At 47.6% G+C, this 706-nt stretch carries 1 protein-coding gene; it reads left to right on the top strand.

What is annotated here, in order from left to right:
• A partial coding sequence (locus tag ACFIL8_RS11810; RefSeq protein WP_375689972.1) for a hemagglutinin repeat-containing protein occupies positions 1-706 on the top strand: 706 nt, incomplete at both ends.

Raw genomic sequence — 706 nt, 5'->3', positions numbered from 1 at the left:
CACATGAAAAGTCTTTTGCTGGTGTGACAACTTCCGTTGATATCGGTGTCCTTGGCACGGTACAAGGACTAAAAGATTCAGCGGACCGTATGAACAATAAGGATGGCAATAACACCGTTATTAATGGCATACTGACCGGCATGAAAATCAGTCATCTTTATAGTAAAGGCAAAACCTTTGTTAATTGGCTGACTGGCAATACGGGGGAAAAGGGGAACATAACCAAAGGACTGAGTAGCTCATTAGGAGGATTGGGGGGCTCCACCAAGGATGCTCTTGCCAATATGGCTGGTGCATCTGGCAGTGTAACCGTGGGCTTTAAAACTGAGAAAACAGAAGCCTCTGTTCAGACCTCCACAGCGGTGACAGATAGCATAGAAGGCGGACGCGCTGTTAACATGCATGCCCACGAAGGCAGCATTCATGGTGTTGGCGCTGATATTATCGCTGGTACCAATCCAATCTATGTGCTGGAAAATGATGCACAGAGCGGAAAGATCACCATGGAAGCAGGTAAAGATATCATCTTTGAAAGTGCACAAAACACGCAAAGCACACAAAACAGCAGTGAAAGTGCTTCAATGAGTGTTGGCACCGGTTATGGCACGGGTGGCGCAGGGGCAACGGGCAGTGCTGCTTTTAGTCAAGGGGAAGGTTCCAGTGAGGAAGTTCAACACAAAAACAGCCATATTATAGGCACCGGCAC

Origin of the sequence: Bartonella sp. AP57NXGY (assembly GCF_042195805.1) — a bacterium.
In the GTDB taxonomy this organism is placed as follows: domain Bacteria; phylum Pseudomonadota; class Alphaproteobacteria; order Rhizobiales; family Rhizobiaceae; genus Bartonella.
Note: the sequence above shows the minus strand (reverse complement) of the source record. Positions and strands in the feature narration are given on the sequence as shown.